Source organism: Sandarakinorhabdus sp. (genome assembly GCF_040398645.1).
In the GTDB taxonomy this organism is placed as follows: domain Bacteria; phylum Pseudomonadota; class Alphaproteobacteria; order Sphingomonadales; family Sphingomonadaceae; genus Sandarakinorhabdus.
Genome location: NZ_JBBATR010000047.1, coordinates 1 through 13,539 on the forward strand (window position 1 = coordinate 1; position 13,539 = coordinate 13,539).

The 13,539-nt window shown below is 66.0% G+C and carries 14 protein-coding genes and 1 pseudogene; 12 read left to right on the top strand and 3 right to left on the bottom strand.

Annotation, left to right across the window (positions count from 1 at the left end; translation table 11 throughout):
• The 5 genes and pseudogenes from ABWP50_RS10290 to ABWP50_RS10310 form a co-directional block, all read left to right on the top strand.
• Window positions 1-210: pseudogene (locus ABWP50_RS10290) on the top strand (phosphoesterase); the annotation flags it as partial.
• A 5-nt stretch (window positions 211-215) separates the two neighbouring features.
• Complete coding sequence (locus ABWP50_RS10295; protein ID WP_502951033.1) at window positions 216-1,241, top strand: phytase; 1,026 nt, start codon at window positions 216-218, stop codon at window positions 1,239-1,241.
• A 66-nt stretch (window positions 1,242-1,307) separates the two neighbouring features.
• A complete protein-coding gene (locus ABWP50_RS10300; protein WP_353217903.1) occupies window positions 1,308-2,111 on the top strand; it encodes an enoyl-CoA hydratase/isomerase family protein in 804 nt (267 codons plus the stop codon).
• A gap of 2 nt (window positions 2,112-2,113) precedes the next feature.
• On the top strand, window positions 2,114-3,292 hold the full coding sequence (locus tag ABWP50_RS10305) for an acyl-CoA dehydrogenase family protein (RefSeq protein ID WP_353217904.1): 1,179 nt from the start codon (window positions 2,114-2,116) through the stop codon (window positions 3,290-3,292).
• Window positions 3,292-4,434: an acyl-CoA dehydrogenase family protein gene (locus tag ABWP50_RS10310; protein WP_353217905.1), complete on the top strand. Its 1,143-nt coding sequence runs from the start codon at window positions 3,292-3,294 to the stop codon at window positions 4,432-4,434. Before ABWP50_RS10305 ends, ABWP50_RS10310 begins: the two co-directional genes overlap by 1 nt.
• A gap of 167 nt (window positions 4,435-4,601) precedes the next feature.
• Here ABWP50_RS10310 and ABWP50_RS10315 read toward each other — a convergent pair whose 3' ends face one another.
• Window positions 4,602-5,333 carry a zinc ribbon domain-containing protein gene (locus ABWP50_RS10315; RefSeq protein ID WP_353217906.1) on the bottom strand — a complete coding sequence of 244 codons (732 nt, stop codon included), beginning with the start codon at window positions 5,331-5,333 and terminating at the stop codon, window positions 4,602-4,604.
• Between the two features lie 44 nt (window positions 5,334-5,377).
• Between ABWP50_RS10315 and serS the strand changes: the two genes are divergently transcribed.
• Genes serS through ABWP50_RS10345 form a run of 6 tightly spaced genes read left to right on the top strand, consistent with a single transcriptional unit; the run spans window position 5,378 to window position 11,987 of the window.
• Window positions 5,378-6,655, top strand: coding sequence for a serine--tRNA ligase (serS, locus tag ABWP50_RS10320; RefSeq protein ID WP_353217907.1), 1,278 nt, complete (start codon window positions 5,378-5,380; stop codon window positions 6,653-6,655).
• Between the two features lies 1 nt (window position 6,656).
• Window positions 6,657-7,433 (top strand): 5'/3'-nucleotidase SurE, encoded by a 777-nt coding sequence (gene surE, locus ABWP50_RS10325; RefSeq protein ID WP_353217908.1) that lies wholly within the window; start codon window positions 6,657-6,659, stop codon window positions 7,431-7,433.
• Complete coding sequence (locus ABWP50_RS10330; RefSeq protein ID WP_353217909.1) at window positions 7,433-8,371, top strand: peptidoglycan DD-metalloendopeptidase family protein; 939 nt, start codon at window positions 7,433-7,435, stop codon at window positions 8,369-8,371. The genes surE and ABWP50_RS10330 overlap by 1 nt, the downstream gene beginning before the upstream one ends.
• 48 nt (window positions 8,372-8,419) lie before the next feature.
• Window positions 8,420-9,754 carry a 30S ribosomal protein S12 methylthiotransferase RimO gene (gene rimO / locus ABWP50_RS10335; protein ID WP_353217910.1) on the top strand — a complete coding sequence of 445 codons (1,335 nt, stop codon included), beginning with the start codon at window positions 8,420-8,422 and terminating at the stop codon, window positions 9,752-9,754.
• Window positions 9,751-11,127, top strand: a complete 1,377-nt coding sequence (locus tag ABWP50_RS10340; RefSeq protein WP_353217911.1) for a leucyl aminopeptidase family protein — start codon at window positions 9,751-9,753, stop codon at window positions 11,125-11,127. The genes rimO and ABWP50_RS10340 overlap by 4 nt, the downstream gene beginning before the upstream one ends.
• Window positions 11,124-11,987: a C40 family peptidase gene (locus tag ABWP50_RS10345; RefSeq protein WP_353217912.1), complete on the top strand. Its 864-nt coding sequence runs from the start codon at window positions 11,124-11,126 to the stop codon at window positions 11,985-11,987. Before ABWP50_RS10340 ends, ABWP50_RS10345 begins: the two co-directional genes overlap by 4 nt.
• A 25-nt stretch (window positions 11,988-12,012) precedes the next feature.
• On the opposite strand, the gene ABWP50_RS10350 is transcribed toward ABWP50_RS10345, so the two are convergent.
• The gene (locus ABWP50_RS10350; protein ID WP_353217913.1) at window positions 12,013-12,813 is read right to left on the bottom strand and encodes a class I SAM-dependent methyltransferase; all 801 of its coding nucleotides are present in this window, start codon (window positions 12,811-12,813) and stop codon (window positions 12,013-12,015) included.
• A 100-nt stretch (window positions 12,814-12,913) separates the two neighbouring features.
• Between ABWP50_RS10350 and ABWP50_RS10355 the strand changes: the two genes are divergently transcribed.
• Window positions 12,914-13,111 carry a hypothetical protein gene (locus tag ABWP50_RS10355; protein ID WP_353217914.1) on the top strand — a complete coding sequence of 66 codons (198 nt, stop codon included), beginning with the start codon at window positions 12,914-12,916 and terminating at the stop codon, window positions 13,109-13,111.
• On the opposite strand, the gene ABWP50_RS10360 is transcribed toward ABWP50_RS10355, so the two are convergent.
• Complete coding sequence (locus ABWP50_RS10360) at window positions 13,098-13,508, bottom strand: acyl-CoA thioesterase (RefSeq protein ID WP_353217917.1); 411 nt, start codon at window positions 13,506-13,508, stop codon at window positions 13,098-13,100. The genes ABWP50_RS10355 and ABWP50_RS10360 overlap by 14 nt on opposite strands.
• Window positions 13,509-13,539 lie beyond the last annotated feature (31 nt).

Sequence of the window (13,539 nt, forward strand, 5' to 3'; positions counted from 1 at the left end):
GTTGTCCGGCGCTTCACGGCCGCCGATTGGCAGCGGGACGGCGAAATGCTGACGATGACCCACCGCATTCCCAAGCTGAGCGGGCCGATCTATCTGCGCGTGCGCGGCACCAGCACCGCCGAACTGGAACCGGCCGGCGATCCCAAGGGCGAAGACCCGTGGAGCGATCTGTGGTTTTATGCCAATCCGATCTTCATCACCGCCAAATGATGACGATGCGTTCCGTTTGCCTGCTGGCCCTGTTGCCCGTGCTGGTCGCGGCGTGTGCCGAGCCTGCGGCGGTGCCCGCCGTCCGCACTGCCAGCGTGACGGCGGACGCCGAAACCACCGCCGTAAAGACCAGCGACGATGCTGCCGATGATCCGGCGATCTGGCGCAATGCGGCCAATCCGGCCGCCAGCCTGATCGTGGGGACGGACAAGAAGGCCGGCCTGTATGTCTATGATCTTGCTGGCAAGGTGCGGCATTTCATCGATGCCGGCCGCGTCAACAATGTCGATCTGGTGGACACGCCGCAGGGCGTGATCGTGGCCGCCAGCGATCGCAGCGACGAAGCCAACGCCCATATCGCGCTGTTCCGGCTGGACACGCAGGCGGCGCGGCTGATCCCGATCGGCCGCGTGCCGGCGGGCGCGGGCGAGGCCTATGGCATGTGCCTTTGGGCCACGCCCACTGGCAGCGCGATTACCGCCTTCATCGTCATGAAGGATGGCACCATCCGCCAGATCGAACTGGACACTGCTTCAGCAACGGGGCGCACCGTGCGCACCATGAAGCTGGCAACCCAGTCTGAAGGCTGCGTCGTCGATCCGCGCACGGCGCGGCTTTATGTGGCCGAAGAAGATGTCGGCATCTGGCGCTGGGATGCGCGCGCATCGGGGCCGGTGCGCCCGGTCAAGCTGGCCGGCGTTGATGGCAAGCGGCTGGTTGCCGATGTCGAAGGGCTGGCAATTGCCGCAGATGGTGCCGGCAATGGCGGCTGGCTGGTCGCATCCAGCCAGGGCGACAACGCTTATGCTGTCTATCGGCTGGCGGATGATCGCTTTGTGGGGCGGTTCCGCATTGCGGCCGGCACATTTGGCAGCACGCAGGAAACCGACGGCATTGCCGTGATGACCGGCGATTTCGGCGCGGGCTTTGGCGGCGGGCTGATGGTGGCGCAAGACGGCGAGAACGTGCCCACGCAAAATTTCAAGCTGGTCGGTTGGGCCAAGGTGAAGGCGGCGCTGCGCCTTCCCTGATTGGCCAGTTTGACCCCGCGCCCGGCGTGCGCCACGTTGTAGCTGATCATTCGGGGAGAGGCGGCGATGCTGCAGGACTATAGCCGTTTCACCTTCACGCGCGGGCAATTCGGCCATGCGCGCGTGCTGACGGCGACGATCACCGGCAACAATCCGGTGAATGGCGTCGATGAAGCGATGCACCATGAACTGGCGCGGGTGTTCACCGATTTGCAGCGCGATCCTGATAGCGACATCATCGTGCTGACTGGGGCGGGCCGGGCCTTTTGTGCGGGCGGAGATTTTGACTGGTTTGAAGAGCAAATCGCGCACCCCAACCAGTTTCGCGATATCGGCTGGGATGCCAAGCGCATCGTGACCACGCTGCTGGAAATCGAAAAGCCGGTGATCTGCCGCATGAACGGTGCTGCGGCCGGGCTGGGCGCGACCATCGCGCTGCTGTGCGACATCATTGTTGCCGATGAAAATGCGGTGATCGGCGATCCGCATGTCAAGGTTGGGCTGGTCGCTGGCGATGGCGGCGCGGTGATCTGGCCGCAATTGATCGGCTATGCCCGCGCCAAGGAATTTCTGATGACCGGCGATCTGATCAAGGCGCCGCGCGCCGAGGCGATGGGGCTGATCAACTATGCCGTGCCCACCGCCGATCTGGATGCCAAGGTGACCGAGCTGGTCGCCAAGCTGATGGCCAATCCCAAATATGCGGTGCGCTGGTCAAAGGTGGTGGCCAATCAGCCGCTGCGCGTGCTGGCGCAGCAATTGATGGACGCATCCATCCCCTATGAAACCCTGTCCAACCTCGCGGCCGACCGCGCCGAGGCGGTGCGCGCCTTTCGCGAGCGCCGGCCGCCGATCCTGACCGGAGATTGAGCATGGCGCCCCCGCTGCCGCCCGTGACCTTCACCGATGAGCCTGAGCATATCGGGCAATTGCGCGACACCATCCGACGATTTGTCGCCGCCCATGCGCCGCGCGAAGCCCGCATCCAGTGGGACCGCGATCACCGCTGGCCGCGCGACGTTTATGCCGAACTGAACAAGCTGGGCCTGACCGCGCTGACAGTGCCCGAGGCCTTTGGCGGCGCCGGCCAGGATCTGGTTGCCGCCATCGCGGTGATCGAGGAATTGGCCACCGTAGGCCCATGTCTGGCCGGGCCGTATATCCATACGGCCTTTTATGGCGGCATGAACCTGTCGGAAAATGGCAGCGCCGAACAAAAGGCGCAATTCCTGCCTGCCTTGGCGCGCGGCGAGCTGTTCTTTGCCTATGGCTTGTCCGAGCCTGATGTGGGCGGCGATCTGGCCAGCGTCACCACCCGCGCACGGCTTGAAGGCGATGAGGTGGTGATCGACGGGGCCAAGCGCTGGTGCACCGGCGCGGACTGGAGCGATTATATTTACGCGCTGGTCCGCTCCGGGCCGGCCGAGGAGCGCTATCGCAACCTGTCGTTCGTGCTGATCCCCACCAACGCGCCGGGCGTGCGCATGCAGGATATCCACCATTCGAACCTGCGCTACACCGCCAGCCAGGATGTGTATTTCGATGGCGTGCGGGTGCCGGCGGCCAATATCGTCGGCGGGCCGGCGATGTGGAACCAGGGCTGGAAACTGCTCGCCGGGCGCGCGCTCGACGTGGAGAAGCTGGAAATCACCGCCGTCGCCTTCGGCATTGCCCGCGCCGCGCTGGATGAGGCGTGGGATTATGCCCAGCAACGCGTGCAATTCGGTAAGGCGATCAGCCAGCATCAGGCCGTGCGCCACAAATTGGTGGTGGCGCGCACCAAGCTGCAGGCCGCCCGCCACATGCTCTATCACGCCGCCTGGCTGGCCAACGAGGGCCGGCCATGCAGCGCCGAAACCAGCATGGCCAAGCTGTTTGTGGCCGATGTTGGGGTGGAAATCGCGCTGGCCTGTCAGCAGGTGATCGGTTCCTATGCCTTGTCCGACGCGTTCGACATGGAACGGCACGTCCGCGATCTGCTCGGCATGCCGATTGTCGGCGGATCATCCGACATGCAGAAAAACAATCTCGCCAGCCTGTGGAAGCTGTGATGGGCGTTCTGCCAACTGGATTGCTCGAAGCCATATCGGCCCGCGCTGCCGATACCGAGGCGCAGCGCCGCTTGCCTGCCGATCTCGCAGCCGAATTGGCGCAGGCCGGCCTGTTTCGCATGCTGGTGCCCAAATCGCTGGGCGGCGGCGAGGTGGATGTGGCGACCTTGTTTGCCGCGCTGGAGCAATTGGGCCGCGCTGATGCCGCCACCGGCTGGTGCGTGATGATCGGCGGCACCACGGCGCTGATTTCGGCCTGGCTGCCCGAAGATCATGCCCGCGAAATCTGGGCCGATCCCTGCGTCATCACCGGCGGTGTGTTTGCGCCGATGGGCCGCGCGCTGGTGGACGGCGATGATTATCTAGTGTCCGGCCGCTGGCCCTGGGGCTCAGGCAGCGCCAATTGCAGTTGGCTGCTCGGCGGCGCGGTCATCATGGACGGCGCTGACATGCGGCGCCTGCCCAGCGGCGCACCCGATCACCGCATGATGGTGATGCGCCGCGCCGATGTGGCGTTGATCGATACCTGGGATGCGCTGGGCATGCGCGGCAGCGGGTCGGGTGATCTGGCGGCCAGCGCGGCGCGGGTGCCGCAGAGCCGCAGCGTGTCGTTCATCACCGATACGCCGCGCGAAACCGGCGCCGTCTACCGCTTTGCGCCCTTTGCCTTGCTGGCGCTGGGCATCGCGGCGGTGGCCAGCGGCAATGCCCAGGGCGCGCTGGCCGATCTGCAGGCGCTGGCCACCGCCAAGAAAGCCCAGGGCAGCAGCCGCATGCTGGCCGAACGCAGCGTCGTGCAGGCCGATTTTGCCGTCGCGCAGGCCGATCTCGATGCAGCGCGCGCGCTGGTGATGGCCGAAATCGCGGCAGCGTGGGACCGTGTCGTGGCCGGCGACGCGCTCGATCTGATGGCCCGCGCCCGGTTGCGGCTCGCGGCGACACGGCTCACCATGGTGTCCGCGCGCGTGGCGGCGAAGATGCACGAGCTGGCCGGCGGCACCTCAGTCTATGCCAGCCATCCGCTGAACCGGCGCTTCCGCGACGCCCATGTCGCCACCCAGCATGTCATGGTCGCCCCGCCAACGCTGGAACTGGCCGGCCGTATCCTGCTCGGCCTGCCCACGGACTCAGCCCTGCTCTAGAGCGCCATTGAGCGGCAGACAGCGGCAAGGAGCCTCCGGCGGGCAGGGGTAACCCCTGCACCCTATTGTTGGTTTGGTGCTCGGTTTGGGAGGCTGGGACCGAGCGAAAACTGCAGTGGTGCAGGGCTCAGCCCTGCCCGCCGGAGGCTCTTGCGACAGCCTTCGTGTCAGCCGCCTTGTCGTCCGCCGCGGGCCAATCGCACTTGCACGGTGATCGGTCCGGCCGGCACATCGGTGCTGCTGCTGGCAAAGCCGATCTGCTGCCCCGGCGCGATCATGGCTGCGGGCGGCGGGATCACCCATTCAACCGCCGCGCCTTCATTCAGCAGCCGCACCTCCAACGCCGGCACTTCTGCCGCAGCGCGGCCCGGATTGCTGATGCGGCCGGTCACTTCCAGCAGCGCGCCGCCGCCGGGCAGGCGCGAAATCCGGGCGGTTACGGCAACATCCAGCCGGGGCTGCGGCGGGGAGGCTTGCGCCAGCAGCGGCCCGATGCCGGGCAAGGCTTCGGGTGCGATGCGGCCTACCCACAGCCCGGCCGATGCGGTGGCAAATGCCGCGCCTATCACGATGGCGAGCAGCCATTTTCCCCACGGCGTCGGCTGCGAATCGAGCGCACCGGTATCCGAATCCGGTTCGGCGTGCTGGTCCGCTGCCGGCTCTGAAGGCGGTGGTGGTAGCGGGTTGCGCGCTGCGCGCACTTCCTCCTGCACGGCGGCGACGGCTTCATCCTCGTCGATGTCTTCGCCCGGCACCCAGCGCTGGCCGCAATCGGCGCATTTCAGCTTGGGCCGGCGCATGACCACGCCAACCTCCAGCCGATATTTGGCACCGCAATTGGGGCAAGTGACGATCACGCCGTGACCATAGGCGAAAGCTGCGCGCCAGCGAAAGCCCAATGCACTGGCTTGCGGGCTGCGCCTTGGCAGGGCAAAGGCTGGCCATGCACGATATCAAGCAGCTTCGCGCCGATCCGGACGGTTTTGCGGCGGCCCTGGCCCGGCGCGGGGTGACCGATGCTGCCAGTGCGCTGCTGGCGGCGGATGCGGCGCGGCGCAGTGCCGAAACGGCGCTGCAAGAGGCACTGGCGCGCCGCAATGCGGCATCCAAGGAAATCGGCGCGGCGATGGCCGCCAAGGATGCTGCCCGCAGCGATGCGATCAAGGCCGAAGTGGCGGCTTTGAAGGAACAGATCGCTGCAATGGAAGACACGGCGCGCATTGCCACCGCTGCTGCCGATGCCGGCCTGAACAGCCTGCCCAACGCGCCAGCTGCCGAGGTGCCGGACGGCGTGGACGAGCATGGCAATGCCGAGGTGCTGCGGTGGGGCACGCTGCGCAATTTCGATTTTTCGCCGCTGGAGCATGATATCGTGGCGGCCAGGCTGGGCTATGATCCCGAAGCGGCGGCGCGGGTGGCGGGTGCGCGCTTTGCGGTGCTGCGGGGACCGTTGGCGCGGCTGCAGCGCGCGCTGGGCCAGTATATGATCGACGTGCAGACCGGGGTGCGCGGCTATACCGAAGTGGCGACGCCCTATCTGGTCAAGGCCGAAGCGGCCTATGGCACCGGCCAATTGCCCAAATTTGAAGAGGATCTCTTCAAGACCACCGATGGCCGTTATCTGATCCCCACCGCCGAAATGAGCCTGACCAATCTGGTTGCCGGCCAGATTGTCGATGCCGCCGATCTGCCGATCCGCATGACCGCGCTGACGCCGTGTTTTCGCAGCGAGGCCGGCAGCGCCGGGCGCGACACGCGCGGCCTGATCCGCCAGCATCAGTTCGAAAAATGCGAACTGGTGACGATCTGCACGCCCGATCAGGCCGAGGCTGAGCATGACCATATGCTGGCCAGCGCCGAAGCCATTTTGCAGGCGCTGGAGCTGCCCTATCGCCGGATGTTGCTGTGTGCCGGCGACATGGGCTTTTCGGCGCGCAAGACCTATGATCTGGAAGTGTGGCTGCCCGGCCAGAACAGCTACCGCGAGATTTCCTCCGTCTCCGATTGCGGCGAGTTTCAGGGCCGGCGCATGAACGCCCGCTGGAAAGCGGCGGGCGACAAGGGCACGCGCGGGCCGGTGAACACCCTGAATGGCTCCGGCCTCGCGGTTGGCCGTACGCTGGTGGCAGTGATCGAAAATTATCAGCAAGCCGATGGCAGTGTCATCATTCCGGCGGTCTTGCTGCCCTACATGGCCGGCATCACCCGGCTGGAGCCCTGACATGCGCATTCTGGTTACCAATGATGATGGCATCACTGCCCCCGGCCTGGTCACGCTCGAAGCGATTGCAGCGCAATTGTCTGATGATGTCTGGGTGGTGGCGCCGGCCGAAGAACAGTCCGGCGCTGGCCATAGCCTGACGCTGTCACAGCCGGTGCGGCTGCGCGAAATCAGCCCGCGCCGCTTTGCCGTGCGCGGCACGCCCACCGATTGCGTGATGCTGGCGCTCGGCGCCGTGCTGGAAGATCACAAGCCCGATCTGATCCTGTCAGGCGTCAATCGCGGCGGCAATCTGGCCGAGGATGTCACCTACAGCGGCACGGTTTCAGCCGCGATGGAAGGATGCCTGGCCGGCATCCGCTCGATCGCCCTGTCGCAGGTGATGATGGATTACACCGCCGGCATGGAGGATTTTTCCTGCGCCGGCAGCCACGGCGCGGCCATCATCAGCCGCATCATCGCGGGTGAATGGCCGGATGGCATGCTGATCAACATCAATTTCCCGCCGGTGCTGGCCGAAGATGTGAAGGGCGTGCGCGTGACCGAGCAGGGCTTTCGCGATTACGGCAACATCCACTTGATCAAACGCACCGATCCGCGCGGATTTCCCTATTACTGGCATGGTTTCGGCAAGGAAAAGCCGGCGCCGGGCCATGAAACCGATCTGAAGGCCATGCACGAAGCCTGCATCTCCGTAACGCCGCTGCATCTGGACATGACGCATTATCAGTCGATCAGCCGGCTGAAGACCGCATTGGCTGATCTGGCGGAACGCTGATGCGGGCAGGCGGCGCCCCGGCCTTGCTGTGGCTGCTGCTGCTTGTGCTGCCGGCCTGTTCGCGGGTGCCGCCATTGGCACCGCCGCCGGCCGCCCGTGCGGTGCCGCGCAGTGCAGCCCCGCCGCGTGCCGCCGCTGCCAAACCCGTTTCCGCGCGGCGCACCGATTGGGTGGCGCGGCGGGTGGTGCCCAATGCCGTCGTCACGCCGCAGGGGCGATTTCACACGGTTGGCCCCGGCGAAACCGGCATTGCCATTGCGCAGGCCTATGGCGCGTCATGGCGCGACATGGTCAGCCTGAACGGGCTGAAAGAGCCTTATGTGCTGCGATTGAACCAGCGCCTGCGGCTGCCCGCGCTGCCCAACGCCGATCGGTTGCCCGCCAGGCCGCCGCAGGCGGCAGATATCGAAGCGCGGGCGCGCGCCTTTGCCATCACCATCGATGATGTGGTGACCGGCGGCCAACCCGCTGCCGCCAAGGTGCCGCCGCCGTCAAGACGCCCGGCGCCAGCTGCCGGCGATGAAGCGCCAACACCGCTGCCTGCCATCACCGGCGCGGCGCCAGCCTTTCGCTGGCCCTTGCCGGGCCGGGTCGTCTCGGGCTTTGGCCCTAAAGCCGGCGGCCGTTTCAATGACGGGATCAATCTGAAGGCCAGCATCGGCGAAGCGGTGCGCGCGGCGGGTGACGGGGTGGTGGCTTATGCCGGCGATGCCATCCCGGGCTTTGGCAATCTGCTGCTGGTCAAGCATGCCGGCGGCTGGGTTTCGGCCTATGGCCACAATGATGCGCTGCTGGTGGCGCGCGGCACCCGCGTCAAGGCTGGCGAAGTCATTGCGCGCGCCGGGCAGACCGGGGCGGTGGCCGAACCGCAATTGCATTTCGAATTGCGGCGCGGCCGTACGGCGGTTGATCCGGCCACGTTGATCGGCGGGCGCTGACGGCATGAGCCACTTGCATCGCGGCGGATTCCAATGCACGGCGCGGCCATGAACCAGATCACTGCTCCCCCGGTTGCTCCCCGGATTGGCATGGTATCGCTGGGCTGCCCCAAGGCGCTGGTCGATTCCGAACGCATCCTCACCCAGCTGCGCGCCGATGGCTATGCGCTGTCGGGCGATTATGCCGGCGCCGATGTGGTGATCGTCAACACCTGCGGCTTTCTGGATTCGGCCAAGGCCGAAAGCCTGGAAGCCATTGGCGAGGCCATCGCCGAAAATGGCCGGGTGATCGTGACCGGGTGCATGGGCGTCGAGGCTGATGCCATCCGCGCCCGCTTTCCGGCCGTGCTGGCGGTGACCGGCCCGCAGCAATATGATCAGGTGGTCAGCGCCGTGCATGCCGCCGCGCCGCCGGTGAAATCAGCCTACATTGATCTGGTGCCCGATGCCGGCCTGAAGCTGACACCGCGCCATTATGCCTATGTGAAAATTTCCGAAGGCTGCAATCACACCTGCGCTTTCTGCATCATCCCGTCACTGCGCGGCCGTCTCGCCAGCCGGCCGCCAGCTGCGATCATGCGCGAGGCCGCTGCGCTGGTCGGGGTTGGTGCCAGGGAATTGCTGGTGATCAGCCAGGACACATCGGCTTACGGGGTTGATCTGCGCCACGCTGTGTCTTCGCTGGGCGGTACCGAGCGCCGCGCGCACATCACCGATCTGGCGCGTGAGCTCGGCGGCCTGGGCGCTTGGGTGCGGCTGCATTATGTTTATCCCTATCCGCATGTCGATGATCTGATCCCGCTGATGGCCGAAGGCCTGGTGCTGCCGTATCTGGACATTCCGTTCCAGCATGCAGCGCCAGCGGTGCTCAAAGCGATGAAGCGCCCGGCCAACGAAGCCAAGGTGCTGGAACGCATCAAGAAATGGCGGGCGCTGGTGCCTGATCTTGCCATCCGCTCTACCTTCATCGTCGGCTTTCCCGGCGAAACCGAGGCGGATTTTGAGTATCTGCTCGAATGGCTGGAACAGGCCCAGATCGACCGGGCCGGCTGCTTCAAATATGAAGCCGTGGCCGGCGCGCAGGCCAATGATCTGCCCATGGCGGTGCCCGAAGCGGTCAAGGAAGAACGCTGGCATCGCTTCATGGCGGTGCAAAGCGAGATCTCGCGGCGTCGCCTCGCCGAGAAGATTGGCCTTACGCTGGATGTGTTGATCGACGAGGTCGACCAGGACGGCGGCGCATCGGGGCGCAGCAAATATGACGCGCCGGAAATCGATGGCATGGTGCATCTGCGCGATTGCAGCGGCGTGGCAGTGGGGGACATCATCCCGGTGCTTATCGAGGATGCGGACGAAACTGATCTGTTCGGCGTGCCGGCATGATTGATCTGGCCGCGCTGCTGGTGGCGGCCGATGGCCAGCCGGCGATTTCGTTGCTGCCGATTGCCGCCGATGGGCTGGCGGCGTGGCTGGCCGGGCAGGGCGAGCGTGTGCGCACCGGTGTGGCAGCGCAGGGCTTTGCGGGCGCGCCCGGCACGGCTGCGATGATTGCGGGCGATGGCCCATCCGATTGGCTGGCGCTGGCCGGTGTGCCACCCGGGCCACTGGGGCCATGGGCGCTCGCAGCGGCGGCGCAGAAATTGCCGGCCGGCCGTTATGGGCTGGCGGGCGAACTGGGGCAGGCCGGGCTGGGCTGGTGCCTGGCGCAGCACCGCTTCACCCGCTACCGCCGCGCCGCGCCAGAGGGGCTGCGCGTGCTGGCCACCAGCAGCTTGGCAGCGATTGCGCCGGCGGTGATGGCGGCGCAGGCCACGGCGCTGGTGCGCGATCTGGTCAACACGCCGGCCTGCGATCTCACGCCGGCCGATCTGGCGCAGGTCGTGATCGACACGCTGCGGCCGTACAATGCCGATGTGCGCGTCGTGGCCGGGGAGGCGCTGCTGGAACAGGGCTTTCCGGCGCTGCATGCCGTGGGCCGCGCCGCCGCCGCCACGCCGCGCCTGATCGAAGCGAATTGGGGCAATCCGGATCACCCGCGGCTGGCGATCATCGGCAAGGGCATCACCTTCGATAGCGGCGGCCTCAACATCAAGCCGACCAGCGGCATGGCCGCCATGAAAAAGGATATGGGCGGCGCGGCCCATGCGCTGGCGCTGGCCCGCATGGTGATGCAGGCCCGTCTGCCGGTGCGCCTGCATCTGGTGATTCCGGCGGCCGAGAACGCCATCGCCGGCAATGCCATGCGCCCCGGCGACGTGATCGCCACCCGCGCCGGCAAAAGCATTGAAATCACCAATACCGATGCCGAAGGCCGGCTGGTGCTGTGCGATGCCATTGCGCTGGCGGCCGAGCAGAAACCGGAATTGATGATCGATTTCGCTACTCTTACTGGCGCAGCGCGGGTGGCGCTCGGGCCGCAGCTGCCGGCGCTGTTTGCCAATGACGATGCGTTGGCCAGCGAAGCGATGGCGGCGGGCATGGCGGCGGGCGATCCGCTGTGGCGGCTGCCGCTGTGGGCGCCCTATGCCGACATGCTGAAATCCGATGTCGCCGATATGGTCAACAGCGCCGACGGCGGTTTTGCCGGTGCGATCACCGCGGCGCTGTTCCTCGAAGCCTTTGTGCCGCCGGGCATGGCGTGGCTGCACCTCGATACCTTCGCCTGGACGCCGGCCAGCAAGCCCGGCCGGCCCAAGGGCGGCGAAGCGCTGGGCCTGCGTGCCATCTGGGCGCTGCTGCGCGGGCGGTATGCATGAGCTGGATGCTGCAGGGCGCTGCACAGCGCCGTGAACCGCGCGAATGGTTTGCCGGGCCAGAGCATGTCGAACTGGCGCTGGCCGGGGATATTGCTGCCGTGCGCTTTGTCGATCCGCGCCTATTGGTGTGCACCGCGCCGCGCGTGATGTTGCGCAGCGCGCCGGCAGCGGAGGCGGAGGCGGTGAGCGAGCTGCTGCTCGGTGAGATATTCGCCATCGTGGATGTGAAGCATGGCTTCGCGCTCGGGCGCTGCGGCCATGACAATTATATCGGCTGGGCACCGTTTGATGCGCTGGCATTGCCATCCGAAACCGCGTCCACCCACCGCATCACGGTGCGGCGCGCACCGGTGTTTGCCGATGCCAGCATCAAGGCCGCTGTGCTGGCGGAACTGCCGTTTGGCGCGCAATTTGCCGGCCAGGCTGCTGGCACCATGGTGGCGCTGGCGGGCGGCGGGTTTGTGCACCGCCGCCATGTTGAAGCTGCGCCGGCGACGCGGTTTGCAGCGGCGGCGTTGTTCATGGGCGCGCCGTATGTGTGGGGCGGCCGCACGCCCGATGGGGCCGATTGTTCGGGATTTGTGCAGGCAACGCTGGCTGCCGAAGGCATCGCGCTGCGCCGGGACACGGATTTGCAGCGTGAACAGGGCGCGCCAGTTGAATTTGCCGCCCGCGCTGCCGGTGATCTGGTGTTTTTCCCCGGCCATGTCGGGCTTCTGCTGGCCGGTGACATGCTCTGCCACGCCAATGCCCATTGGATGGCGGTGGTGGCCGAGCCGTTGGCCGATGTGATCGCGCGGATTGATCAGGGGCTGGACGATATTGCAAAATCGGCAATCGGGGTGCGGCGGTTTCCCTGATCCGCCGCACCCCGATGGCGGTGGATTAAGCCTTTGGCTTCATGAACTTCAGCGTCATCCGGTCGGATTCGCCGATGGCGGCATATTTTGCCTTGTCGGTTTCGCCTTCGGCATAGTTGGGCGGCAGCGTCCACACGCCCTTGGGATAGTCGCTGCTGTCCTTGGGATTGGCGTTCACATTTGATTCGGCAACCAGCTTGAAGCCGGCCTTGGCGGCCAGCGCCTTCACGTAAGACACCTTCATGTAGCCGCTGGTTTTCATGGCGGCATCCGGCCGGCCTTCCGGCAGGCGGTGTTCAACCACGCCCAGCGTGCCGCCCGGCTTCAATGCCTTGAAAAACAGCATGAAGGCGTCCTGATCAAAATCGGACATGTGCCAATTGTGCACGTTGCGGAAGGTGAGCACGGCATCGGCGCTGCCGGCTGGCACGATATCGGCCACGCCCTTGCCCATCACGCCGATGGCGATATCGCCGTAAATTGCCTTGTCGGCGAATTTCGCCTTGTAATTCTCGACGCTTTTGGCCGCAGCCATCGAAGCCAGCGGGTTGCCCAGCGCCGCGACATAGGTGCCGGTGCCCTTCATCGCCGGCGCAATGATTTCGGTGTACCAGCCGCCGCTCGGCGAGATTTCCACCACGGTCTGACCGGGCTTGATCCCGAAGAATTCCAGCGTCTGCGCCGGATGGCGATGCGCATCACGCGCCTTGTTGGCGGCGCTGCGCCAGGGGCCGGCGATGGCTGCATCAAATGGCCCAGCAGCGATGGCTGGAACGGAAACGGCGGCAACGGCAAGTGCGGTGGCAAACGCGATAGTGCGGATCATGATTCGTCCCCTAGAAAGCTGCAACGTGGGTAAACCCGTGCAATGCGCCCTGCAAGGCGGATGATTGCCCAAGGCTGAACGGCCTGCCAAAAGCCCGATCATGGATGTACAAACCACCTGGATAGCGCTGGCCATCGGGCTGGCTGCCGCCGTGCTGGGCGGCGTGGGCGGCGTATTGCGAGCGCGGGCACCACTGGCGTGGCATGCGCATATTCCGTGGAATGGCCTCAGCTTTGTGGGCGTGGCCACGGCGCTGGTGGCGTTGGCGCATTTGGTCACCCTGCTCAAGGCAGCATGAACGGCGCCGCAATCTCGGCGCGCACCCGCGCTGGCCGGCCGCTGGCGCGTTCGATGATCGCCCAGGTGGTGACGGCATTGACGCGCAGCGCCCCGTCGGCACCGATGATTTCGACATATCGATCAAAGCGCGCGCCCTTGGGTTCCCCCACCCACGTGGTCAGCGTGAGTGTGTCGCCAGCCACGCTTTGCCGCCGATAATCAATTTCATGGCGGGTAACGACCCAGATATAGGCATCGCGGTGCGCGGGCTCGGCCACCGCCGCCCAGTGCGCGGTGGCAACGTCCTGAATCCAGCGCACATAGACGGCATTGTTGACATGGCCGAGCTCATCAATGTCGGCCGCCTGGGCAGTAACCGAAATTGCAAAGCTGCGGCGGTCAGCGGGCGGAGGCATCACTTGCCGATGCGGCATCACTTGCCGATGC